Source organism: Vibrio sp. AIC-3 (assembly GCF_013114515.1).
GTDB lineage: Bacteria > Pseudomonadota > Gammaproteobacteria > Enterobacterales > Vibrionaceae > Vibrio > Vibrio crassostreae_C.
Genome location: NZ_VTXG01000014.1, coordinates 24,832 through 48,504, shown reverse-complemented (window position 1 = coordinate 48,504; position 23,673 = coordinate 24,832). Strand labels below are relative to the sequence as shown.

At 44.7% G+C, this 23,673-nt stretch carries 23 protein-coding genes; 11 read left to right on the top strand and 12 right to left on the bottom strand.

The window, feature by feature from the left end; translation table 11 throughout:
- Window positions 1–24 precede the first annotated feature (24 nt).
- Together F0229_RS11755 and F0229_RS11750 are read right to left on the bottom strand one after the other, a co-directional pair.
- On the bottom strand, window positions 25–672 hold the full coding sequence (locus F0229_RS11755) for a DsbA family oxidoreductase (RefSeq protein WP_171732916.1): 648 nt from the start codon (window positions 670–672) through the stop codon (window positions 25–27).
- Window positions 673–852: 180 nt separating this feature from the next.
- Window positions 853–1,650, bottom strand: a complete 798-nt coding sequence (locus F0229_RS11750; protein ID WP_017069716.1) for a Cof-type HAD-IIB family hydrolase — start codon at window positions 1,648–1,650, stop codon at window positions 853–855.
- Between the two features lie 262 nt (window positions 1,651–1,912).
- Between F0229_RS11750 and F0229_RS11745 the strand changes: the two genes are divergently transcribed.
- The 5 genes from F0229_RS11745 to arsB all read left to right on the top strand — a co-directional run bounded on the left by F0229_RS11745 (window position 1,913) and on the right by arsB (window position 5,873).
- Window positions 1,913–3,076 (top strand): glycosyltransferase family 2 protein, encoded by a 1,164-nt coding sequence (locus tag F0229_RS11745; protein ID WP_136973634.1) that lies wholly within the window; start codon window positions 1,913–1,915, stop codon window positions 3,074–3,076.
- Window positions 3,073–3,735 (top strand): START domain-containing protein, encoded by a 663-nt coding sequence (locus tag F0229_RS11740; protein ID WP_171732915.1) that lies wholly within the window; start codon window positions 3,073–3,075, stop codon window positions 3,733–3,735. The genes F0229_RS11745 and F0229_RS11740 overlap by 4 nt, the downstream gene beginning before the upstream one ends.
- 31 nt (window positions 3,736–3,766) lie before the next feature.
- The gene (locus F0229_RS11735; protein ID WP_029235181.1) at window positions 3,767–4,174 is read left to right on the top strand and encodes a glycine zipper family protein; all 408 of its coding nucleotides are present in this window, start codon (window positions 3,767–3,769) and stop codon (window positions 4,172–4,174) included.
- 192 nt (window positions 4,175–4,366) lie between these two features.
- A complete protein-coding gene (locus F0229_RS11730; RefSeq protein ID WP_017064015.1) occupies window positions 4,367–4,708 on the top strand; it encodes a helix-turn-helix transcriptional regulator in 342 nt (113 codons plus the stop codon).
- Between the two features lie 109 nt (window positions 4,709–4,817).
- The gene (arsB, locus tag F0229_RS11725; protein ID WP_017065681.1) at window positions 4,818–5,873 is read left to right on the top strand and encodes an ACR3 family arsenite efflux transporter; all 1,056 of its coding nucleotides are present in this window, start codon (window positions 4,818–4,820) and stop codon (window positions 5,871–5,873) included.
- A 95-nt stretch (window positions 5,874–5,968) separates the two neighbouring features.
- Here the strand turns inward: arsB and F0229_RS11720 are convergent, their stop codons facing one another.
- Window positions 5,969–6,859, bottom strand: a complete 891-nt coding sequence (locus F0229_RS11720) for a LysR family transcriptional regulator (protein ID WP_171732914.1) — start codon at window positions 6,857–6,859, stop codon at window positions 5,969–5,971.
- Between the two features lie 130 nt (window positions 6,860–6,989).
- Here F0229_RS11720 and F0229_RS11715 point away from each other — a divergent pair, with 130 nt between their 5' ends.
- The 5 genes from F0229_RS11715 (at window position 6,990) to glpD (ending at window position 13,238) form a co-directional block, all read left to right on the top strand.
- Window positions 6,990–7,421 (top strand): PACE efflux transporter, encoded by a 432-nt coding sequence (locus F0229_RS11715; RefSeq protein ID WP_171732913.1) that lies wholly within the window; start codon window positions 6,990–6,992, stop codon window positions 7,419–7,421.
- A 448-nt stretch (window positions 7,422–7,869) separates the two neighbouring features.
- Window positions 7,870–8,724: an MIP/aquaporin family protein gene (locus tag F0229_RS11710; RefSeq protein ID WP_017069711.1), complete on the top strand. Its 855-nt coding sequence runs from the start codon at window positions 7,870–7,872 to the stop codon at window positions 8,722–8,724.
- 58 nt (window positions 8,725–8,782) lie between these two features.
- Window positions 8,783–10,303, top strand: coding sequence for a glycerol kinase GlpK (gene glpK, locus F0229_RS11705; RefSeq protein WP_017069710.1), 1,521 nt, complete (start codon window positions 8,783–8,785; stop codon window positions 10,301–10,303).
- A 292-nt stretch (window positions 10,304–10,595) separates the two neighbouring features.
- Window positions 10,596–11,390 (top strand): DeoR/GlpR family transcriptional regulator, encoded by a 795-nt coding sequence (locus tag F0229_RS11700; RefSeq protein ID WP_004740378.1) that lies wholly within the window; start codon window positions 10,596–10,598, stop codon window positions 11,388–11,390.
- A 288-nt stretch (window positions 11,391–11,678) separates the two neighbouring features.
- Window positions 11,679–13,238, top strand: coding sequence for a glycerol-3-phosphate dehydrogenase (glpD, locus tag F0229_RS11695; protein ID WP_171732912.1), 1,560 nt, complete (start codon window positions 11,679–11,681; stop codon window positions 13,236–13,238).
- 253 nt (window positions 13,239–13,491) lie between these two features.
- Here the strand turns inward: glpD and F0229_RS11690 are convergent, their stop codons facing one another.
- From F0229_RS11690 to F0229_RS11665, 7 genes are all read right to left on the bottom strand, one after another.
- Window positions 13,492–14,388 (bottom strand): LysR family transcriptional regulator, encoded by an 897-nt coding sequence (locus F0229_RS11690; RefSeq protein WP_017069708.1) that lies wholly within the window; start codon window positions 14,386–14,388, stop codon window positions 13,492–13,494.
- Window positions 14,389–14,581: 193 nt separating this feature from the next.
- Window positions 14,582–14,818, bottom strand: coding sequence for a YdcH family protein (locus F0229_RS11685; protein ID WP_017067743.1), 237 nt, complete (start codon window positions 14,816–14,818; stop codon window positions 14,582–14,584).
- A 267-nt stretch (window positions 14,819–15,085) separates the two neighbouring features.
- Window positions 15,086–15,958 (bottom strand): radical SAM protein, encoded by an 873-nt coding sequence (locus tag F0229_RS11680; protein ID WP_171732911.1) that lies wholly within the window; start codon window positions 15,956–15,958, stop codon window positions 15,086–15,088.
- A 198-nt stretch (window positions 15,959–16,156) separates the two neighbouring features.
- Window positions 16,157–16,279: a hypothetical protein gene (locus F0229_RS21995; protein ID WP_258182976.1), complete on the bottom strand. Its 123-nt coding sequence runs from the start codon at window positions 16,277–16,279 to the stop codon at window positions 16,157–16,159.
- 223 nt (window positions 16,280–16,502) lie between these two features.
- Window positions 16,503–17,198 carry an aspartate/glutamate racemase family protein gene (locus F0229_RS11675; RefSeq protein ID WP_171732910.1) on the bottom strand — a complete coding sequence of 232 codons (696 nt, stop codon included), beginning with the start codon at window positions 17,196–17,198 and terminating at the stop codon, window positions 16,503–16,505.
- Window positions 17,199–17,406: 208 nt separating this feature from the next.
- Window positions 17,407–18,390, bottom strand: coding sequence for an HAD family phosphatase (locus F0229_RS11670; protein WP_029235499.1), 984 nt, complete (start codon window positions 18,388–18,390; stop codon window positions 17,407–17,409).
- 236 nt (window positions 18,391–18,626) lie between these two features.
- Window positions 18,627–19,871 carry an NADH:flavin oxidoreductase/NADH oxidase family protein gene (locus tag F0229_RS11665; protein ID WP_171732909.1) on the bottom strand — a complete coding sequence of 415 codons (1,245 nt, stop codon included), beginning with the start codon at window positions 19,869–19,871 and terminating at the stop codon, window positions 18,627–18,629.
- 279 nt (window positions 19,872–20,150) lie between these two features.
- Between F0229_RS11665 and nfsA the strand changes: the two genes are divergently transcribed.
- Window positions 20,151–20,873: an oxygen-insensitive NADPH nitroreductase gene (gene nfsA, locus F0229_RS11660; protein WP_017060948.1), complete on the top strand. Its 723-nt coding sequence runs from the start codon at window positions 20,151–20,153 to the stop codon at window positions 20,871–20,873.
- A gap of 104 nt (window positions 20,874–20,977) precedes the next feature.
- Here nfsA and F0229_RS11655 read toward each other — a convergent pair whose 3' ends face one another.
- Together F0229_RS11655 and F0229_RS11650 are read right to left on the bottom strand one after the other, a co-directional pair.
- Complete coding sequence (locus tag F0229_RS11655; RefSeq protein WP_171732908.1) at window positions 20,978–22,510, bottom strand: phospholipase D family protein; 1,533 nt, start codon at window positions 22,508–22,510, stop codon at window positions 20,978–20,980.
- Between the two features lie 252 nt (window positions 22,511–22,762).
- Window positions 22,763–23,644: a LysR family transcriptional regulator gene (locus F0229_RS11650; RefSeq protein ID WP_019827078.1), complete on the bottom strand. Its 882-nt coding sequence runs from the start codon at window positions 23,642–23,644 to the stop codon at window positions 22,763–22,765.
- Window positions 23,645–23,673: the final 29 nt, after the last annotated feature.

Here is a 23,673-nt window from a genome sequence, read left to right as displayed (position 1 = left end):
CTCTAATTGATAGCAATGATCCGTTTATGATTCAGCAATAAGCTCTTGAAGAATCTGCTTGTAGGTTTCTACCGTCTGCGCGCCCGTTACTGCACTCTTACGGTTGAACACCACAGTAGGAACCGCAGAGATCCCCATGCGTTGCCATTCAAACTCTTGCGCTTCAATTTGCTTCAAGTTGTCGGTGTTCTTTAGGCGCTTCAGTGCCTTCGTTGAGTCTAAGCCAACCGCTTCAAGCTCTTGTGCAATGACTTCAAGATCGGACAGGTCTTTTTGCTCTGTGAAGTGAGCAGCAAAGAAGCGTAGCTTTAACTCAGTCTGTTTGCCGTGCGCTAGTGCAAAATCGAGAAGTACATGTAGATGACGTGAATTGACCATTCTCATACTGTCATAGAAATTGAAATCGAAACCAACCGCTCGGCCGCGAGCCGAAAGCTGTTCTCGTGAACGTTGGCTCTCTTCTGCGCTAGAACCGTATTTTCTCATGATATGGGCACGCAGGTTTTCGCCCTCTTGCGGCATGTCAGGGTTAAGCTCAAACGGCTGCCATTCAAGTTCAATCTGGTCTTCTAAACCAAGTTCCGCAACGGCTAGCTCTAAGTTTTTGTAACCGACTATGCACCACGGGCACATTACGTCAGAAATAATATCAAGTTGAAGTTTCTTGCTCATAATCATTCCAAATATCGTTACTAAGGCGTATCCAATTCAAAGTGAATACCCATCTTTCTGGTTAGACTACAACAAGCTGAACACTCGTTCAAATTTAACTCAATACAACAGCAGCCAACAAAAAAGCCAACTCATTTTCACGAGTTGGCTTTGATAAAAATCGAATCTAGCTTAAGAGCGTTACGCTAGCAATTTCTCAAGTACTTGGAACACACCCGCGTCAACGTTACTTGGCGCGCCAAAACGCGCGATCTCTTTTAACTTTGGATGCGCGTTTTCCATCGCGTAAGAGTGGTAGCTCTCTTTAAGCATTTCCAAGTCATTTAGGTAATCACCAAAGCTCATGGTCTGCTCGTAAGTGAAACCTAATGTGTTCTGTAGATGTTTAATCGCCGCACCTTTTGACGCTTCAGCGTTCATCACATCTAACCAAATTTTTGCGCTTACAACCACTTGGTAGTTCTCACCGAATTTGGCATCAATAGTTGGGTTCACTTTCTCTTGTGAACCGTCGAAGTGACAGATAGCCACCTTGATGAAATCGTCTTCTACCGCCAGTAAGTCTTCTACTTGCTCACGGCGATGGTAGTACTTAGAGATCTCCGCCAGAGCACGCTCATCTTTGGTTTCGATGTATGCCGATTTCTTACCGCATAGCACCACATGCGCGCCTTCAATAGCTCGAGCTTCTTTAATGATCTCTTTAATGGCATCGGTATCAAGCAAGCAGCTGTAAAGTTCTTGGCCTTTGTGCATCACTAATGTGCCGTTTTCAGCAATAAACATCATGCGATCTTTAAGCGGGGAAAATGTTTCTAGCAAGCTGTAATACTGGCGGCCAGACGCGGCAGCAAAAATAATATCTTGCGCTTCTAAGCGCTCATAAAGATTGAAAAACTCAGGGTCGAGCTTTCCATGCTCATCGAGTAAGGTGCCATCCATATCAGTCGCGATAAATTTGATGTTTTGTTGGGGCATGTCGGGCGTACCTATTATTGGATTATGATCATTCGTTATCTTGAGTAACGGTTCTGGGTTCGATTATATCGCTAGAGTCGCTGGTGAATACAATGCTTATTTTACCGCCTGTCAGTCACTGTCTCACATCTTTCCAAGGCAAACGCTAACAGAAGCGCATTCCAGTTTGAAGGGTTAAGTCCTACATACGAGATGTGCGTTAGATCACACTCCACTATATTCTTTCCCGTCTCTCCATCACTTTATTCCGACCACAGTCATTATGATTTTAGCTATTATTACGACCTTGCTTTGCATCGTTACCGTCAAGTTTCTAATCACACTTGCGAACTTAGAGCGCCATCGTATTCACATTGAACCTAAAATATCGTTCAAAAGAACTGAGTGGCCGACTGTTTCCGTCATTATTCCTGCGCGAAATGAAGAAGACAATATTGAAATCAGCCTTGGCTCTCTATTGAAGCAGAGCTACCCAAAAGACAAGTTTGAAGTCATTGTTGTTGATGACTTTTCTACTGACTCAACCCGTGCAAAAGTAGAAGCATTGATCAGTAAGTTCGACGTTAACGCGCGCTGTATTTCAGGTAGAACGTTACCGACCGGATGGCTTGGTAAGAGCAATGCATGTATGGCTGGCGCACTCAACGCGAGCGGTGAATATGTGTATTTCATTGATGCAGATACCGATTCAGCACCCGAGATGCTACAGAGCGTTATCGACTTTGCTATCCAACAAAAAACTGATCTCTTATCGTTTAATCCAAAACAAACTTTTGCGTCTGTGGCAGAAAAAGCGACCTTGCCGGGCATCTTTCTATCGATCGCATCTTATATGAACTTTAAAAACTCGAACGACATGACTAAGGAAGAAGCGATTGCTAACGGTCAGGCGATGTTGTTTACCCGAAAATCCTACGACGCAGTCGGTGGACACGCCGCAGTAGCAAACGCGATATCGGAAGACATCGCCTTTGCAAAAGTCATGAAGGTCAATGGATTTAAGATTTTCTGGGCATTTGCAGACAAACTAATGAGTACGCACATGTATTCAGACTTCAACTCAATCTGGGCTGGCTTTTCCAAAAACATGAATCTTATTGTGAATTGTCAATCGCAAGCACAAGCTTTAAAAGTCTTCATCAAAGCCAACATCATCGCATGGGCGGGACCGCTTTTGATGCTGGTATCGGCGAACGCCTTCATCAGTGACATTTCTGCCATTCATGCTTATTCGCTCATTGTCAGCTCTGTGATGCTCTTGGTGTCGATCGTCACCTACTTCATTTTGGTTAAGGAACTGTTTGTTCCCGCAAAATTTGCGTTAACCGTACCCTTCGGTATTTGTGTTCAAAGCCTACTCGTGCTGAACAGTTACCGCTTATCTAAAACCAATAAAATCAGCTGGAAAGGGCGCTCATTAACATGATGAATAAGATTATTACTTTGCTTCTTCTTGCTTGTTCAGTTTCGGTGTTTGCATCAGACACCGATGGCTGGTCACTGGCACGCGATAAAAAAGGCATCGAGGTTTATAACCGTAAAATTGAAGGCAGTCACTTTAAAGAATTTCGAGCAGAAGGCGACATCAACGCGTCCCTCACTTCTATTATCGCACTCTTTATCGATACCTCTGTTGGCACGCAATGGGTAGAAAACATCGATGACATGGAAGAAATAGAGCATTTTAGTGCGGCGCACACGATCACCAAAACCTATACCAAGGCACCTTGGCCAGTTGCCGATCGTGAAGCTATCGTAGAGAACGTCATCACTCAAGATCCAGAGACGATGGTTGTCACCATTGATCAGCATGGTAGGCCTGATTACCTGCCAAACAATAATAAAAAAATCATCAGAGTGGCTGAATTAGAGGCGAGTTGGATCCTGACACCAATCGACGAAAACACCACCCATATCTCTTATCGAGTATTGAGTGATCCAGGTGGCGATATTCCGTATTGGCTCATTAACATGGTGGCCGTTTCTCAGCCTTACAACACGCTTCGCGGGTTATCTAAGATGTTGGATTCTGGTGAGTACACCGATCATCGCCTTGATTTCATCGAGAACTACACGTCACTTTAACAATGCAATGAATACTCTAGAGGTCTATATTGTGAAATTTCCATTCTCTCCAATCGCAGCGATATTGCTTGTAGCATCAAGTTCAGTATTTGCTAATCAAATCATTGTCGATACTAAAGGTGTTGATGAAACACAGTATCACGCCGATCTGTATGAATGTGAGCAATACGCTCAACAAGTGAAGCCTGAAGAGGTCGATTCTCTTGGCAGCGATATTGTCGGTTCAACCGCTAAGGGTGCAGCGCTGGGTGCGGTTGGTGGAGCCGTCTCTGGCGGGAGTGGTCATGATGGTGCAAAAATTGGTGCTGGCATCGGTATTATCAGCGGCGCTTTAAAGCACGGTGCTCAAAAAAGACAATCCGCCGAGCTATCTGAGCAGCAGAAGTTTCAAGTGAATCGTAACTGTATGATCAACCGAGGCTATACCGTTCTTAACTAGCGGATAACCGAGCAAAATGGCGTTTAATCGATGTTCACGCCATTTTGCGTAGCTGAGTCAAAGCAGAGTTCAACCATAGTCCCTGAATCGCCACCTTAGAGTTCGTTCAAATAGACAGTGAGCATTGACCCCTATTTAAAATAGGCTTATCATTAATCGTCTTTTAACGATTAATGAAAGTGAGACGTCAATATGAACTCAACTTGCTCGACATCTGGTGGCTGTTCTCTGCCCATCGAACACGGTGATGCTAAAGCAGAAAAGCAAATGGCCGCACTGGCGAAAGCACTCGCTCACCCAGCAAGAATACGTATATTGAGTATCCTTTCCACGTTAGAAAAATCGGGCGGCTGCTTGAACAGTGATCTGGTGAGTGAATTGGGTTTAGCTCAATCAACGGTATCAGAGCACTTAAGAATATTGAAAGCCTCAGGTTTTATTACGGCTGAGTCGATTCCGCCGAAGATGTGTTACCGCATCGACCGCGACAATATTCAACGCTTCGAATCGATATTTAACAGCATTTTAAAATAGAAGTTCACGCTTGAATGATCGGCTTTGATAGCCTTTACTTTTAAGCGTGTTTTTTTGCCACAACCAATCGTTTTTCGACGATTTACGATATCAACTAAGAGAGATTATCATGAAACCAAAGTTAGGTTTTCTAGATCGCTACTTAACACTGTGGATTTTTATTGCCATGGGCCTTGGTGTACTACTCGGCACCCTATTCCCACAGATCGAACAGTGGAACGATTCAATGTCTGTTGGCACCACTAACATTCCGCTTGCGATTGGCCTTATCTTAATGATGTACCCACCTCTGGCTAAGGTTAACTACAACCTGCTAGGCACTGTGGTAAAAGATAAGAAAGCCATTAAGCTCTCTTTGATCATGAACTGGATCGTTGGTCCAATTCTGATGTTTGTATTGGCACTAACTTTCTTGGGAGACCACCCAGGTTACATGGTTGGGGTGATTCTGATTGGTCTTGCTCGTTGTGTGGCGATGGTTCTGGTTTGGAACGACATCGGCGGCGGTAACAAAGAGTACGGCGCGGCATTGGTTGCTCTAAACAGTGCATTCCAAGTGGTGAGCTACAGCTTTATGGCGTGGTTGTTCATCAGCGTTCTTCCACCAGTATTTGGTTACGAAGGCATGTTGGTTGATATCTCGATGATCGACATTGCACACAGTGTACTTATCTACCTAGGTATCCCATTCCTAGCGGGCTTCCTAAGCCGTAAGATCCTTGTGTCGATGAAAGGCGAGCAGTGGTACAACGACGTATTTATCCCACGCATCTCTCCAATCACACTGATTGCACTACTGGCAACCATCGTTCTGATGTTCAGCCTGAAAGGTGAAATGATTGTTGAACTGCCAATGGACGTTCTATTAATTGCGGTTCCACTGACTATCTACTTCACTGCGATGTTCTTCATCAGTTTCTTCATCGGTAAAAAGATGGGCATCGAGTACGACAAGAACGCATCAATTGCATTTACAGCAACAGGTAACAACTTCGAGCTAGCGATTGCCGTGGCTATCTCAGTATTCGGTATCAACTCAGACCAAGCGTTTGCAGGCGTTATCGGTCCACTGATTGAAGTCCCTGTGCTGATTTACCTTGTGAACGTGGCGCTTAAGATGAAAGACAAGTACTACAACGGTCAGACGGTTAAACCTAGCGTATAGCATCTACGTCTACACCTAGAACTAGAACTAGAACTAACAAAAAGCAGCATCACTTTGAACAGAAAGGCTCACACGTTAAACGGTGAGCCTTTTCTTTATTCAGTTTCGTCTAATAGGCCTTTCAATGCTTGTTCAAGCCAAAGTAATGCAGGACCTTTTGAGCGTGTTTTAGACAGAACAAGATCAACCGGAGGCGACCAAGTTTTATGGTCAAATGACACATTCACCTCTACCAAGCGCTGTTTAATAAGCTCTTCTTCAACAAGGTGTTTCGGTAAGTATGCCCAACCGATATCGCTACCAAGAATCATCTCTTTAATGACGATAAAGCTGTTTGACCACCATACCTTTCCGGCAATCAGCGGAAACTGATCCATCACCTTACCTTTGTCTCCCCTCAACATTAACTGACGATGCGGGAGTAAGTCAGAGAGTTTCGCCACACCTGTTTTTGCGAGCGCATGACTTGGATGACACACAGCAATAAACGGTAAGTGACCGATAAAGCAAGGCTCAGAACCGACATCAAAAGCCAAGTTAGTAAACATTAATCCAATGTCGGCCCTCTCTTCGATAATTAACGGATTGACCTCTGTCGTGGTACACGCAACCAGTTCCACTTCAGTCGCAGGGAATTGTTGACTGAACTGACTAAGGATCTTAGATAGATTCGGGACCAATAGTGAATCATCTAATGCAATTTTGATGAGCCCCTCTTCACCGCTGCCCATCGCACTAACCGTCACATTCAGATCTTCAACCTGAAGCACGATCGCTTTCACCTGTTTAAATAACTGCTCGCCCGCTTTGGTTAGTGAAGGCTTTCGAGTTGAACGATCAAAAAGCTCAACATTAAAATCTATTTCAAGATTACTAATGCCTTGGCTCACCGCCGACTGTACCTTACCCAGTTGACGAGCACTGGCAGAAAATGACCCTAATTCAACGGCATACACAAACATTTTCAGTTGTTCAATGTTGTACATTCGGTGTCTCCCAAAACTTACTATCACTATATGTGATGCTAACTATCTTTATATTATCACTTAAGTAGATATTATTTAGCCAAGTCATTAGCCCATCGGCGGCTATTTAATCGTAAAGAGAGTTAGAAAAATGTCACATAAAGAACGCATGTTGCACATGGTGCTATTTGAATTGGTTGCTTTGGTTTTGATGGCAGGGCTTGCAACCTATGTTACAGGAAATGGCGCAGGTGAAATGGCAGGCTTAGCGCTCGCAATATCATTGATAGCAATGGCTTGGAACTACGTTTACAACTATGGCTACGACAAAATTTACGGAGCAGACCGAAGCAAAAGAACCAAGAAAACACGTATCCTGCACGGGTTAGGTTTTGAGCTTGGCTTAATGACCGTGACTCTACCTGTCTTGATGTGGGTTCTACAACTCGACTTCCTAACCGTACTGTTCATGGACATCGGCCTAGTTATCTTCTTCGTGCTTTACGCGATTGCGTTCAACTGGGCATACGACTCGGTTCGAGATCAATTGGTAGCGAAAGGAAAAGTGGCAGCTCTGGTTTAGAGCGGTAAGTTCGTCTCGTATAACAAGAACATACACCCAAATGAAAACTGCCAAACTACAACATAGTTGGCAGTTTATTCATTTATGCATATAAGCTCATTTGTTAACTCCCTTGTTACATAGCAAAAACATCACACAGCCCTCCCTAATTAAGTCTAATAATCCGCCACTCACGAAGTAACATCACAAATCCAAACATAAACTCCTCGTACCAGTTGCGCATTCATTTACATATAGGTAGTTTGAGCGGCTTCGCAACCTATCAATTCGAGCAATGACGTTCATGCGAGCATCTTTTCCGAGCAAAAGTGTTCGGATTAACATTTCAAGTGACTTTAATTAACAATTTTATGCTCAAACGCTCACTTTTGATGTTCGTTTATTTTCGAGTTCGCAAATATATGCACAATACACGTGCTAGATAAGCAAAACTAAAAAGGACTCGAACATGACAACAAACAAACACCCTTCTTTATTTGGGCAATGCTTGGCTGAATTTATCGGTACAGGATTACTCATATTCTTTGGCGTTGGCTGTGTGGCCGCTCTGGTATTAACTGGTGCGACATTCGGACAATGGGAAATCAGCATCATCTGGGGCTTCGGTGTTGCGATTGCAATTTACTGTACTGCCGGCGTTTCAGGCGCACACATCAACCCAGCCGTAACGATTGCACTGGCCATGTTCCATGGCTTTGATAAAGCGAAAGTGGTGCCTTACATCATTTCGCAACTGCTTGGCGCTTTCTGCTCTGCAGCATTGGTTTACAGCCTGTACAGCAACCTATTTACTGACTACGAAATCGCACATAACTTCGTTCGTAGCAGCCAAGACGCACTATCAACTGCTGGTATCTTCTCGACTTACCCACATGCTTCACTTTCTTTCTTCGGCGCTTTTGCTGTGGAATTCGTGATTACTGCAGTGTTGATGTTTGCCATTTTAGCGTTAGGTGATGAGAACAACGGCGCATCTCGCGGTGCAATGAACCCTCTACTGATCGGTATTCTTATCGCGGTTATCGGTGGTTCTTTAGGTCCACTAACTGGCTTTGCTATGAACCCTGCACGTGACTTCGGACCAAAACTTTTCGCTTACTTTGCAGGTTGGGATTTTGCATTGACTGGTGCTCGTGATATTCCTTACTTCATCGTTCCAATTCTTGCTCCTATCGCTGGTGCGTGTTTTGGTGGCTGGTTGTACCCACGTGTTATCGGTGCTCACCTACCAGTGGAAGGCCATGGCTGCACAATTCCAAACCAATGTGAAACAGAAGAAGAAGCTGAACAAGCTCAAGCTTAACCCCAAGCGACCTTACATTTACTAAAATATAAATAACGGAACAAAAAGGATTCTTACCATGACCGAGCAAAAATACATTGTTGCCCTAGACCAAGGCACTACAAGCTCTCGCGCTGTAATCCTCGATCACGATGCAAACATCGTAAGCTCTTCTCAACGAGAATTTACTCAAATTTATCCAAAGGCTGGCTGGGTTGAGCATGATCCAATGGAAATCTGGGCGACTCAAAGCTCTACATTGGTTGAAGCTCTAGCTAAAGCAGGCATTCGCAGCGACGAGCTAGCGGGTATCGGTATCACTAACCAACGTGAAACCACCATCGTTTGGAACAAAGAGACAGGCAAGCCGGTATACAATGCTATCGTATGGCAATGTCGTCGTACTGCAGAAATTTGTGAAGAACTTAAAGAACGTGGCCTAGAAGACTACGTGCGTGACAATACAGGTTTAGTCCTTGACCCGTATTTCTCAGGTACAAAAGTAAAATGGATTCTAGACAACGTTGAAGGCGCTCGCGAAGACGCTGAAGCAGGTAAGCTACTGTTCGGTACGGTTGATACTTGGTTGGTTTGGAAGATGACTCAAGGCCGTGTACACGTTACGGATTACACTAACGCATCACGTACTATGTTGTTTAACATCAACGACCTATGCTGGGACAGCAAGCTACTAGACGAGATGGGTATTCCAGCATCAATGATGCCTGAAGTGAAACGCTCTTCTGAAGTTTACGGCCAAACGAACCTTGGTGGTAAAGGCGGTACTCGTATTCCAATCGCGGGTATTGCGGGTGACCAACAAGCAGCGCTTTACGGTCAAATGTGTGTTGAAGCTGGTCAAGCGAAAAACACATACGGCACGGGCTGTTTCCTACTGATGAACACAGGCCAAGAGAAAGTCACATCGAAAAACGGCCTTCTAACCACACTGGCATGTGGCCCTAAAGGCGAACCTGCATACGCACTGGAAGGTGCAGTATTCATGGGCGGCGCATCAATCCAATGGCTACGTGATGAAATGAAACTACTGGCTGGCGCAGAAGACTCTGAGTACTTCGCAACCAAAGTAGATTCTTCAAACGGCGTTTACGTAGTCCCTGCGTTTACTGGTTTAGGCGCACCATACTGGGATGCTTACGCTCGCGGTACGATTGTTGGCCTGACTCGTGGTGTTAACTCTAACCACATCATCCGTGCAACCTTGGAAGGTATTGCTTACCAAACGCGTGACGTACTAGACGCGATGCAAGCGGACTCTGGCATCAAGCTAGCAAACCTACGTGTTGATGGTGGTGCAGTAGCGAACAACTTCCTAATGCAATTCCAATCAGACGTGCTTGATACTGAGGTTCACCGCCCTGAAGTAACGGAAGTAACGGCTCTTGGTGCCGCTTACCTTGCTGGCCTAGCGGTTGGTTTCTGGGACAGCATTGACGAGCTTCAAGACAAAGCCGTTCTTAACCGCACCTTCATGCCGCACCACGACGAAGAGAAACGTAACCGCCGTTACAAAGGCTGGAAGCGTGCAATCAAGTGTGCACAGGTTTGGTCTGAACTGCACGATGACGACGAAGAGTAATACTGAGTATTCAGCTCATCGTTAATCATTAATCGTTGACCTAGGAACTCGAGCAGCCTCATCGATTAGATTGCTCGAACCTCAGCAAACGAAACTAAAAAGAGCACTATTTTGTGCTCTTTTTTGCGTTTCAGGCTCAAATTCCACTTTTTGACCAGCGTTTTTGCGGTTTAGACATGATTCCTTACCATCATTACTTCTCTCTTTTCATCAATTCGAGCACAATAGCGTGAGTTTATATTTTCGATTTTGACGCGCTAGAGCCCTTTGCGCGCAGGGAGTGGTAAGTTAAGTGAAGCAGATACCAAGACACCAGCAGATTGTAGACCTGGTAAAAACACAAGGATATGTGAGCACCGAAGAGCTCGTTGAAAAATTCGATGTCAGCCCACAAACCATCAGACGAGATCTCAATGAGCTGGCCGATAGCAACAAAATCCGTCGTTATCACGGTGGTGCAACCATTCCTCTTAGCTCAGAAAACACCTCTTACAACACGCGTAAAGCGCTTAACTTCAATGAAAAAGATGTGATTGCCGACGAGCTGGTTAAACACATTCCAGATGGTGCAACCTTGTTCGTTGATATCGGCACCACGCCAGAATCAGTGGCACGCGCGCTGAACAAAAACCACAAACAACTCAGAGTCGTGACTAACAACATCAACGTTGCCAGTATCCTGCTACCAAACCCAGAGATAAAGGTTATCTTGGCAGGTGGCGAAGTGAGAAACCGTGATGGCGGTATCGTGGGTGAAGCAACACTCGATTTCGTGAAGCAGTTCCGCCTCGATTTCGGCATTCTAGGGATCAGCGGCATCGACTTTGACGGCTCACTGCTTGATTTTGACTACCATGAAGTTCGAGTGAAGCAAGCTATCATCGAAAACAGCCGCAGCATCTTCCTGGCAGTCGACCACAGTAAGTTTGGTCGCAACGCAATGGTTAAGCTGGGTAACATCTCTCAAGCACACATGGTGTTCACCAATAAACAGCCACCAGAAGAGATCCTGAACATCCTCAAGGATTCATCGATCCCATTGGAAGTGATCGAGACCGCGTCTCAACCACTAGCGTCGGACGAATAAAAAAACGCTCAGAAATCATGTTCATTAAAAGAGCCCATTATTGATAGATCACTTTATCGATAATGGGCTTTTTTGTTACTTGGAAAGTCGCACTTGAACATGATTAATATCACTTCTATGCTCGAATGAGAGTTATTTGGAACCTTCGCTGTCATAAGCGAAGGTTTTTTTATGCGCAAATCACATAAAACGCGCATAAACGAAAATAATAAATGACCGCAAACGAAAGTTCATATAGGATTCAATTATGTTCTAAAATGCTCGTTCGCTCAGAAAGAGGTCAAAACCATGAGTGCTCAACAAACTAATTCAAACAATAGTACATCTTCAACTCTAGACTTAATCGTTATTGGCGGCGGCATCAATGGTGCGGGTATCGCGGCAGACGCTGCTGGTCGTGGTCTAAACGTTGGTTTATACGAAGCAAATGATTTCGCGTCTGCGACGTCTTCTGCTAGCTCAAAGCTTATCCACGGTGGCCTACGCTACCTTGAACATTACGAATTTCGTTTGGTTTCGGAAGCGCTCGCTGAACGTGAAGTCTTGTTAAGAAAAGCGCCTCACGTTGCTCAGCCAATGCGTTTCCGTTTACCTCATCGACCATTTTTACGCCCAGCTTGGATGATTCGCTGTGGCCTATTCCTTTACGATAACTTAGGTAAACGTACGACTCTTCCTGGAAGTAAAACGGTGAACTTGGCTCAATCAGGTTTGCTTAAACCAGAAATGAAAACAGGTTTCGAATACTCAGACTGCTGGGTAGATGATGCGCGTATGGTATTGCTGAACGTGTTGGCGGCGAAAGAAAACAACGCAGAAGTACGCAACTACTGCCGAGTTGAAAAAGCACACCGCGAAGGCGACATTTGGCATGTAACGATTCTTGATGTGATGACAAACCAACGTTTTGAGCGCAAAGCAAAAGCATTGGTCAACGCTGCTGGCCCTTGGGTGAAACAGTTCTTTGATGATGGTTTAGAACAAACCTCACCACGTAATATTCGCCTAATCAAAGGCTCACACATTGTGGTACCGCGTGTTCATGACGAACCACAAGCGTACATTCTACAAAACAAAGATAACCGCATCGTGTTCATGATCCCTTACCTAGATAAGTTCTCGATCATCGGCACCACCGACCTTGAATACAAAGGCGATCCTCGCGAAGTGGCTATCGACGATGTAGAAGTTGATTACTTGATTGATATCGTTAACCAGCATTTTGTTAAGCAACTAGAGCGTGACGATGTGGTCTGGACATACAGTGGCGTACGACCGCTTTGTGACGATGAATCTGACTCACCACAAGCTATCACTCGTGACTACACACTGGAGCTGGATGCAGAAATGGATCAAGCACCACTGCTATCTATCTTTGGTGGCAAGTTAACGACTTATCGTAAACTCGGTGAAGCGGCACTGAACAAGCTAGAACCTTACCTGAAACACATGGGCGCACCTTGGACAGCTAACGACACACTACCGGGTGGTAACTTCAGCTGCAGCAGAGAACAGCTCGCTAAGATGATCCACACCAAGTACCCTTGGATATCAGAAGCACTGTTACTACGTTATGTGACTCAATTTGGTACTTACACTTGGAAGCTGCTGGAAGGTGCAACGAGCGAAGCTGATCTTGGTACCCAATTCTCAAGCGAAGCACACGGCGTTTATCAAGCTGAGATCGATTACTTGATCAATGAAGAGATGGCGATGACTGACGAAGACATCTTGTGGCGCAGAACCAAGCTTGGCCTGTACTTAAGTGAAACAGAGCAGCATGCAGTTTCTAGCTACTTAAAAGAGAATCTTGAAAGCACTGTGGTGAACTTTTCTCAAGTCGGTTAGTTCTTCTAGCAAAACCATCCGCTCCTGAATATAAATAATGACAAAGCTTAGCGCTCCCCACGCTAAGCTTTTTTATTGTCTACTATTCCGCTCAGCCTGAGACTTTATTCACACCTCTATTTTCAACAAAAACTAAATAGTGTTTTATTAATCCGGTTGATTATCAACTTCACAAAAGGTTGCTATTCTTTATCTCAACGAAACAACACATTTAAAAACGCTCACCATGTCAGCGCTTTAATAACGTTTGTCTCTATGTTTTCTCCCAATACGGCGGATTACCATAATATTCAGAGAAGTAGTCAATGAAGGCTCTCACCTTTGGTGCAAGTAACCTTGTGCTTGGGTACACAGCCCAAATTGCAGGCTCTGATGTTAATGGGTAATCTTCTAATATTTGAACCAGCTGACCGCTTTTCAGTTGTTCATAGGCACACCAATTCGATGTCACCGTGATACCCATACCACCTGAGGCTGCGTCACGCAGTGCTTCTCCGTTATCTGCCCTGAACGACCCAGATGCCTTAATCGTCTTAGGCCCGCTTTCAGTATTGAACGTCCAGTTTTCTAAACCAATTAAGCTAATACATTGATGATCGTTAAGATCTCGAGGTTTGGCTGGCTTACCATATTTGATTAAGTAATCAGGCGATGCACACACAATACGCTTGTCTGTCGCAAGTTTTCGGGCAATCAGTGTCGAGTCTTTCAGCTCCGAGATACGAATCGCGATATCAAAGCCACCCTCAACAACATCCACCATCGAATCTGATAGCCTGAGATCGACTTTTAACCCAGAGTAGCGCTCTAAGAATCCAGGTAAGGCAGGAACAAGATGCAAACGTCCAAAAGACGCAGATGCGGTAACTCGCAACGTTCCGGTTGGAGAGTCACAACCCACACCGACCGCCGATTTGGCAGCATCCACGCTCGATAACACTTCTTCAGCATGAGGTAAGAATGCTTCCCCCTCTTCGGTTAAAGAGACCTTACGAGTGGTTCGGTGGACCAAGCGAACGCCTAAATTGTCTTCCAGTTTACTGATGTGCGAGCTTGCAACAGCAGGAGACAAACCAAGCTCTTGCCCAGCCATGCTGATGTTATGTGTGGAAGCTAAACGAACAAACAATTTGAGGTGTTCAATATTCATGAGATTACCAATAAAATCTTAAAAATCGTGTACCAGTAACCCTCATTATGCGTCATTCACATAACAATACAACGTATTAACTCAGTTGAATTGTGAAGATGTTATTGTGCCAAAACGAAAAAAACTCCCGAAGGAGTTTTTTTGTCTAAGTCTGCAATTCGCCATTTAGCTAATCAGCAAAATTACTAGCTCACTAGCCAGTTAAACGTGCATGCAGTGCATCTTTCAGTACAGAACGATCATGTTTCAGTTGGTGCATCGAGCCGTCATCAATGGGTGAATCTTTCAGCTCAAGCTTACGAATCTCTTTATCAAGGTTGTCGTACGTCTTCATGTCTGCTGCAAAGCCATCGTCAGTTTTAACAAGCTCAGCAATTTTATCTTTCATTTCAGGAAATTCGTGAACAAGAGAATGATTTTCACCTAGCATAGAAACCTCTTAAGTTGAGTAAAGTGATTGGTATTACGCATTCATTATTAACCTTAGCAAGGGAGTCAAATAACAAATGAGATCCAGTACACAGCATAGAATATAGACAATTCAGATTCACAAATTTACAACATCCACCAAGAAAATGGCTTTGCTGATTTTGAATTGTCTCAGTAACGGAAGTAGGTTTATGGCGATTATCCCGCCTCGAAAACAATACTTCTTTCGATTTTTACTTAGCCTGCAAGTATCGTTTTTAACTAAACGCTACCAAGCAAACGTCTGAATAACACTGTCTTTAGCCATTGGGTTTGATGCTATCGCATGGTTCACCTTAGCCAAAAATTGCTCTCTTGAATCAAGCAGGAAACCTTTCTGAGTCACGATGTTATTACCATGGTCGCCCCAATAGAAAGTGTCGATGTTTAGATTCTCAAGCAGATACTTTTCTTCTTCTAAGATCTGAAGTTGCGTCGGCATAACGAACTTGCCATCTTTTACTTCTTGTTCCATCACGGTTCCTGGCTGAATCGCTAACGCCATTGGCGCTATCTGCTCAAGCTTCATGATATTCAGTAATCTTGCGGTCTCGACAATATGTTCACGTGATCGATCACGACCGCCAAGGCCGAAGATAAACGAAAGTAAGGTTTCAATGCCGGCTTCTTTGGCTAATTCCATGCCTTCGATCGCTTGTTCTGGTGTCATGCGCTTTTTGATGTTGTCGAGTACAACCGCATCGCCTGACTCCAACCCCGCATAAGCCATAGTGAGACCGGCACTTTTAAGCTCTTTAAGTTCGCTCAAGCTTTTACGACGGAAATCGTTCAAACCACTATAGAGCGATACTTTTCTGCTTTCTGGAAAGGTATGACGAAGCTTATCCAAAATCTTAAGGAGATAATCCGTGCGGGCGGCCATCACGTTGCCATCGATAAGGAAAATTGATTCAACATAAGGATAAATCAGGCGAGCTTCTTCGATATCTTTAAACACATCCTCAATATCACAAACCTTGAATCGTTTATCGCTGAACATATTACAGAACGTGCACGTGTTGATACTGCAACCTAAAGTGGTTTGAATCAGAATGCTCTTCGCCTCTGTCCATGGACGATATACTTTTCCCTCGTAATTCATATTGGTTTCTCCGGTCTATAAGCACGAGAGCGTGCTTTAATAAAACAGAGTTTATCAACAACAGTATTCATTGATAATTCGCGATATAGTCGAATCATTTTTTAGATTTTGTATAAAATAAAAGCCTTGTGACAACACAAGGCTTTGTAGGGTAACTCTCTACCGGAGCAGCTGAAAATGTGTTTCCACAAAAGAAGATTAGCTGCTGCACCCTTGGGTATGAACTCGATTCATGTCGTCACCGACTTGTGCTTCTTGAGACCCCGTCGATTGGCATCCTGCCACGAATAACAGCGTTACAGATAAGATAAGCCATTTCATAATAAATCCTCTTTCGGTCATGACTAAAGCATAGTGCTTAAAAGCGCGGATACCTCAGTCATTAACTAAAACCTTACCTACCGATAAGGCCTTGGTTAATGAACAAAGCATCGCTTCTTTAACTAACGACCTGCTTTTGTACAAAAAACTTTCACTTCAACGAATGAAAATCGTACAAGAGCGAAAATAGGACAGCTATGGAACTAAGAATAAGAACTAGAAGTTAGTCACTCGTCGCCAAACGTACAGCCGCTTCTGCATGAATGGTTGTGGTATCAAACAAGGGAACATCAGTGTGTTGCTGCTGAATCAGGAGGGCGATTTCAGTGCACCCCAGAATAACGGCTTCCGCACCTTGTTGGCTTAGCTTATCAATGATTTGACGATAGACAGCTCGAGATTCTTCTTTTACTTCGCCTCGGCACAGCTCTTGATAAATGATGTTGTGCACTTTCTCTCGGTCGTCCTCATCAGGAATCACCACATCGATACCGAATTTGTTAGTCAGGCGTCCTTTATAGAAATCTTGTTCCATCGTGAAAGCCGTGCCGAGTAATCCGACTTTCTTTACGCCCTGTTCAAGCAACTTCTGCGCTGTGGTATCAGCGATGTGCAAGATAGGAATCGTGACCTTCTCTTCGATCTCAGGAACGACCTTATGCATGGTATTGGTACAAATCAGAATGAAATCAGCCCCGCCCTTCTCTACCGATAAAGCCGCGTCCGATAAGATATCGGCCGTCTCAGCCCAGCGACCTTGATGTTGAAGCTTTTCTATCTCATCGAAGTTCACGCTGTACATACAAACCTTTGCAGAATTGAGCCCGCCGAGTGTGGCTTTAACGCCCTCGTTGATGGATTTGTAGTAGCTCACTGTCGACTCCCAACTCATACCGCCGAGCAAACCGATCGTTTTCATTTTTCTATTCCTTTAATTTCCGACTAACTCGATTAAACCGTCATGCATTGAAAATTTATAGTACGTTCTTGCTTAAAGCGAACCCATAACACCTTATTCCTTTCAAACGATTGCTTTCAAACCGTTCATTCCCAAAACCTCCGCTCACAAAAAAGGCTCGAATTTAAAATCCGAGCCTTTGAAGTTTTGACCAAGGGTATACTTGGCGTTAGTACACCTCACACCAATCGGATTTCATGTCGATCAGTGTCCAATCCTCTCTGGAATTCGCCTCATCTAGCGCTTTATCAAGCTTGCCAACGTGAGACTCACGATCGTACTGCCACTCGCGCTCAGCATCAGTGTGATGAACAATCATCGCCATTGAATTGGGTTGGCTCGTTGCCCATTGCATCATCGCTTGGTCACCGTCTGAGTTGCCGACCGCTAGAATAGGTTTCTTGCCGATAATATGCTGAATGTTAGTGACCTTTCCGGCTTTGTCATCAATGGTCAAAATCAACGAATCTTTGGTCACCGTTGGTTTGCCATCGTTGTAGCTGTAGTTGTATTTAAGCGCACTACCGATGATTTGCTCTGTAGGAATATTGTAAGCTTGTGGAGCCCACGCCCTCATGAAATCAACGCCTCCGCCCGACACAATATAAGTCTTAAAGTCATGCTCTTGCAGGTAAGTCAGCATCTCTTTCATTGGCTGATAAGTAAGGTCTGTGTAGGCTTTGTTGAAACGTTTATCTTTTGCTACCGTCAGCCATTGCTCAACGTCTTGCTGGTATTGCTCAACAGTCATACCAGAATGTGTCGCCATGATGATTTTCAATAGCCCTTCTTCACCGCTGCCCAGAACGCTCTCAATATCATCTTCGAGTACAAACTTAAACGGTGCTTCGGTTTTCCATTCAGGGTGATCAGGCGCCATCTCTTTTACACGATCTAGTGCAAAGGCTAATTGGAAGTAATAAGGCTTTTCCGACCAAAGCGTACCGTCGTTATCGAACACGGCAATGCGATCTTCAATTGCCACGAACGTATCAGACTCAGCTTTAGTGGCTTGCCCAACAAAGTCGACGATAGCGGATTTGCTCTCACTATCCTTCCATGACGGCAGCAAATTGGGATCACAATCCTTAGCAAAAGATGAGAAAGAGAGGCTGGATAAGATCGCGACAGATAAGAGGGTTATTTTCTTCATAGCAACTACCATGTTGTTGAATTAATTGTAGGGTTTAATTCAATTCATCCTAGTTGGTCTACTCTGATTTGCCACTTATGAACACTATAACCAATGCTCATGTTGGTATTAGATTAGTACCACAGCTAAGCTGGCCGAGGGTGCTCTGCGATGTATTTATCGAGAACTTAAAAGGAGACAAACAAAAAAGCAGAACTTCAATTCCTCAAAGTTCTGCTTTATCAATCCATGCCTGCTTACACTCTGCGCTTTTTGAAAGCGTGCCAGCCAGCGCTGAGAATTGTTTTTACCACCACGCTTAATGCGCTAAGTTTAGGGTCAGCATTCTTGCCAGAGGCAATGCGCCACATCTGATGTTCATACCAAACCAGCCCGACCATCGCCACCTTGTCTAATGCGGGTTTTCCTGTGGTTGGCACCGTTAGTGGCATGCCGTGGCTAGGGTTTTCAATTAACTTGTTAGGGAAATCAGGATCAACCGCCATTGTTCGCGCAATACCAATAAAATCGGTCGCCGAGGTGTTTAATGCTTCATTCATTGCTTGCGCGGTTCGAAAACCACCCGTGACCACCAGCGGTGTACTCACGAGTTTTCTCGCCTTAACCATGTAATCCATAAAATACGCTTCACGTTTTACTGTGCTGGACTTGATTGATTCAGCTTTGCTCTTTGAACCCATCATTGATGGACTTTCATAGGTGCCGCCAGAGATCTCAATCAGGTCGATACCGTTATCACTCAGTGTTTGCACAACCTGCATCGACTCTTCTTCAGTGAAGCCACCTTTCATGAAGTCGGCGCTGTTGAGCTTAATTCCGACAGGGAAATCTTCACCAACCTCTTTTCGAATCGCGCGATAAACCTCAAGCACGAAACGAAGTCTGTTTTCGAGTGACCCACCCCATTTGTCTTGGCGTTGATTGTGTCTAGAAGACAAAAACTGACTGACAAGATAACCATGAGCACCGTGAATCTGTACACCAGTAAAACCCGCTTGTTTTGCAAGCTTTGCACTCAGCGCGAATTTATCAATGATTGCGATTATTTCCTTCTCAGTCAGAGCTCGTGGCGTATTAAAGCCTTTTTCTAATCCACGCTCTAAAGAGATAGCCGAAGGAGCAACCGGGCTATCACATAAGAATTTAGGAATTTGCTTACCTGGGTGATTCAGCTGCATCCATATCTGCGAACCATTTTGTGTTCCAGCCTTCGCCCACTCACGAAATACGCTTAAGTCACTTTGCTCATCCAACACAACGTTTTTAGGTTCACCAAGCGCACCTCTATCGACCATCACGTTGCCCGTCATGGATAGGCCAATTCCTCCTTGAGCCCAACGCTGGTAAAGCGTGACTAAACCTTGCTTAGGGTTATGATGTTTATCACCTAGCTGTTCACTCATTGCCGATTTGAACAGGCGATTTTTGATCACTTGGCCATTAGGAAGAGAAAAAGGGTCGTTGAGGCAGATCGGATTCATGCGCGTGGTTACTTTCTTTGGTTTATATATTGAGTCCAGTATGCCCTATTTTATCCGACAGTTTTTATCATTTAGTGCCTATTTCGAAGCAAGTTTCGCTCAATAATAAAATGCCAGCGGCATAGCAGCTGGCATTAATCGATTATAAATAGAATCTCAAAAACTGGGCTGACGCTGCTGAAATATGTCAACCAGAAAGGCTCGAACACCCTTTACGCTCATGGTAATTGTCGTTATTGTGATTCTCTACGCCATCATCACAAGGACTGTCTGAGAGTTATGAACAGCACGATTGAAACTATTCTGGGGCACCGCTCCATTCGTCAATATACAAATCAACCGATTGAAAAAGCACAACTTGATGTGATTATTCAGGCTGGTCTCGCGGCTTCATCATCGAGCTTACTGCAAGCTGTTTCTATCGTGAGAGTGACAGACACCGAGAAGCGCAAACTGTTAGCTGAATACGCAGGTAACCAAGCTTACGTTGAGAATGCGGCTGAGTTTTTAGTGTTCTGTATCGACTATCAACGCCACGCTCAAATCAACCCTGAAGTGAAAACCGACTTTACTGAACTGACCCTGATTGGCGCGGTAGATTCTGGCATCATGGCGCAAAACTGCATGCTGGCAGCTGAGTCTCTAGGTTTAGGTGGCGTGTACATTGGCGGGCTGCGTAACAGCGCACAACAAGTCGATGAACTGTTAGAACTACCACAACATACCGCCGTGTTGTTCGGAATGTGCTTAGGTCATCCGGCACAGCAACCAGAGGTGAAGCCTCGCCTCCCTGCTCATGTGGTGATGCACGAAAACCAATACCAACCGCTGAGCCTAGATGAAATTGCCAGCTACGATGATTCAATGCAAAGCTACTACGCAAGCCGTTCAAGCAACCAAAAGCAGAGCAGTTGGTCACAGCAGATCACTCAAAAGCTGTCTGGCGAATCTCGCCCACATATTCTGCCGTATTTGAACAGTAAGCAACTGACTAAAAGATAACGTTCAAGACGCTGCTTAGATAAATAAGCTACCTTTCCATCGCCACAAACAAAAATGTCAGCGTATTATACGCTGACATTTTTATTTATCCGGAGGCGGCTAGCTTACAGATATTTCTCAATCGGTAGCAATTGCAAAAAGCCTGACTGCATTCGTTCCCACTTACCCGTTTCTGGTTCGCTGTCCCAGCTTTGATCGCCTGAATACCAATACACATCACCGTCTTCCAGTTCCAAACGCCAGCTATTATCGTCACTCATTGCTTGTTCAATAGTTTTTGCTAACGTTTCAGCAATCTCTTTATTCTCGATGATCAAAACCGATTCAGTATTGAGGTAGGTAGAACGCAAGTTGAAGTTAAATGAACCGATGCTCGCGATGCTGCGGTCGAATACGACTGATTTTGCGTGCAAGCCATAGGCCGTCTCAGGTGCACATTTCGACAAGTCCTGAGTCGATGCTTCACAAAGCTTAGATTCTGGTTTTAGCTCAAACAGGTCGATACCATGCTCCAACATATCGTAACGTCTGCCCGCATAAGCGGAGTGATTGGTCACCAGATCATTAGACGCCATAGAGTTCGTTAGCGCTTTTATCTCAACGCCCTTGTTATTCAATACCTGCCACTCTTCAAGCTGACCATCATCGAATACAAGGTAAGCCGATTCCAATAAGATCTCTTGTTTCGATTCGCTCGCTAACTTACCTAGAAGAATCGCGGTCGCTTTTGGTTCATCAGTATTATCGGAGTCATCAGGGACGGGTTGATCGTAAACAAAACACGCATTCACCCAAGTCATCTCACTAACCACCTCTTTCAGTAAACTATCAGCAGCCTTACGATCTAATGGTAATTCAGGATAATTTTGATAATGCGGAACGACAATATTATCTATCTTCGAGAGATCAGGTTGTTCGTCATCACCCAGCATATCGACAGGGTAAGACCAACGGCTGTTCCAGTATTCAACAAAACTGGTTTGGATGGTGTTAACTACCGAGCCCATGACTAATACATCGCGGTCTCGGAAATTGATTTCATCAGAAAGGTCAAAGTATTCATCACCGATATTACGGCCACCCACCACAGACAAAGTACCATCTACGGTAAACGACTTATTGTGCATACGGCGATTTAAGCGAGAAAAGTCACCGACAAAGCTCAGCCATTTACTGAAGCCACGGCGTGTTGGCGTTGGATTGAAGATACGAATCTCGACGTTAGGGTGCGCATCCAGTGCCGACAGCAAACCTTCACGTTCGTTGAGGTTGATATCATCCAACATTACGCGCACCTTCACACCACGCTCAGCCGCGGCTAACAAACGGCTAGCGAGATAGCTGCCCGATTCGTCAGAGTTCCAGATGTAGTATTGAATGTCGATGGTGTGCTCGGCACTTTCGACCAGTGCTAATCGCTGTGCCAAAGCATCCCAACCAGACTCTTGCAGACGAACCGCGGTGGTGCCTTGCTCTAAAGCTTCAGGCTGAAATTCATTGGTTAGAACCGATAAAGAACTAGGTGCAGGAGAGGTTGGCGGTTCTGTTGGATGATCGATGCCTTCAGGAAGTGAAGAACACCCACCTAAAACGGCGATTAAGATTAACGTTAAACTGATGCGTTGGAGCACAGGCATGTATCTGACTTCCTTTTCACGATGATGTCTTTAGAAACTTTCCGTACAGCTTTTCAATGAACAAGCTATTCCGATCTATTCATTGATTATTACTGCTAAAGCCTGAAATTTATAGGTAATTATCCAAGATAAGAAGAAGAACAACATCATCAGCCAAGGCAAAGTAGAATTAATGAAAACTGGATGTTACGTTATTTACACTTAACGAGATGACTTAGATCGCTTAGTTACAGTCCCAGTAGTCTGCCATAGTTAGAGCTTCAAACGGGGCTGGATAAAATCGATAAATGCCGAGATACGTTTAGAGACCGATGACGACTTGTAGTAAACCGCATTCACTCGCTCTCGGTCTGTGTTGGCAAGTTTGTCTTGTTCCAGAATAGGGATTAGGCGACCCGCAGCCATATCTTCCTGCACCATAAACCCCGATAAACAAGCAATCCCATTTCCAGCTAAGACTAGTTGACGCACGGTTTCACCATTACTGGCTGTCACAGTAGGCGCGACATCACTTTGGTTTGGTAAAGGCCAATGGTTAAGCACTTTGTTACCCGCAAACCCCACAATTTGATGCGAACTCAAATCTTCAGGTTTGGTGGGCAGCCCACGCTTAGCGAGATAATCAGGTGACGCCACAATATGGAGTAAACTTTTTCCTAACGGGCGAGCGTGCAGTGTTGAATCGGACAACTTACCGATTCGAATCGCAACATCAGTTCTCTTTTCGAGAAGATCAACGAAGCCTTCGTTGGAAGTGAGTTCCAACTCAATGTCTGGGTAAGCCTCTTTGAATGACTGCACCAACGGCACTAGCTGATGGAATACGAATGGACTGGCGGCATCGACTCTTAAACGACCTTTTGGCAACTCTCCGCGCGACACGATTTCTTCTTCCGCGCTCTGAATCATCTGTAATCCCACCCTGACTGAATCGACAAACTGCCGTCCTTCCTCCGTCAATTCCACGCGTCTCGTTGTTCGGTTGAATATTGAGACGCCGAGTTGCGACTCAACCTTACTCACCGAACGAGATACCTTGGCGACCTGCACATCCAGCGCCTCTGCCGCCGCAGAAAAACCACCAGCATCGACAACGGTGAGTACCATTTCTAAATCATCTGAACGGGTTAACATAAGGCTCCTTCGCTATCTTCATTTTGTTT